This is a genomic window from Psychrobacter sp. T6-1, assembly GCF_052258445.1.
In genome coordinates this window covers 1-1,143 of sequence record NZ_JBQQFC010000517.1, presented here as the reverse complement: position 1 = coordinate 1,143, position 1,143 = coordinate 1, and the positions used below count along the sequence as shown (strand labels likewise).

1 protein-coding gene is annotated in these 1,143 nt (G+C 46.5%); it reads right to left on the bottom strand.

Annotated elements, in window-relative coordinates; translation table 11 throughout:
• The coding region (locus ACTXGO_RS14245) for a glycerol-3-phosphate dehydrogenase/oxidase (RefSeq protein WP_443574974.1) at nucleotides 1–1,023 on the bottom strand (1,023 nt) is incomplete at its 3' end.
• Between the last annotated feature and the right edge of the window lie 120 nt (nucleotides 1,024–1,143).

Here is a 1,143-nt window from a genome sequence, read left to right as displayed (position 1 = left end):
GCTGATAACGTCTTCGCGGTTTAAGTCCGTATCATCAAACAATCCATTGGTCGCGTCTAATAGATAATCGACTTCTTCATTGGTAATGCCGACCTCTTGATCATCTAAAGGCGGGTGATCCAAATCAGTGGTGCCAAGGACGGTACGGTTTTCCCACGGAAAGACGAATACCGCTCTTTTATCAGTAGGATGTAAAAAGGTATAAGCTTGCGAGGTAGGTAAGCGCTCTTGACTGACCACTAAGTGACTACCGCGTGAGGGTCGGATTTGCTTATGGAAGCTTTGCTCGGTTTCATTACTGGCTTGCATACGTAAGGTATCGGCCCAAGCGCCTGTGGCACTGACCACGACTTTGGCATAAACGTTATAAGTCTGATCGCTATCTTTAGAAGCGGTGTCTTTTAAAGTTGCGCCAACGACTAAGCCTTGTTCATTGGTGATAAGCGACTCGGCTTTCAGGTAATTAATCGCCTGCGCGCCGTCATGGATGGCTTCGTCTAAAACGCGCATCACTAAGCGCGAGTCATCGGTGACGGCATCGCTAAACTGGCTGGCACCCAAAAACTTATCTTGCTTTATATTAGGATTTAGACGCAAAAAGGCGTCTTTTTTAAAATACTTAAAATAGCGCTTGCCCGCTATTCTGTCATAGACTCTTAATAAGGTATTAAATATCCACGGCGGTGGAAACTTACCTTTATAATGCGGCATGACGTAGTGCATCTCGTTGACCAGACCGTCTGCTTCAGTGAGCATACGCTCACGCTCACGGACGCTAAGTAAGGTGGTTTTGTAGTCGCCCGAAGCTATGTAACGCAATCCGCCATGTACCATTTTGCTAGAGCGGCTGGAGGTGCCCCAAGCAAAGTCTTTTTGCTCGATAAGTAATACCGCTAGACCACGCCTTGCCGCTTCACGCGCAATGCCCGCCCCAGTAATACCGCCGCCGATAATGAGCATATCCCAAGGTTCAGATCGTGCTAGAGGCGCGAGGGCTTGCTGGCGTTGTTTGCTTTGAGTCATAAACCATTCTTCTTAATTAATAATTTATTAGACATAGTTGATTTCAAATAAACTAAGCCCTTTGTATTATGACGCGTGACTGGTATAAATTTTCCTTGCTTGCTTGCTTGCTTGCTTGCT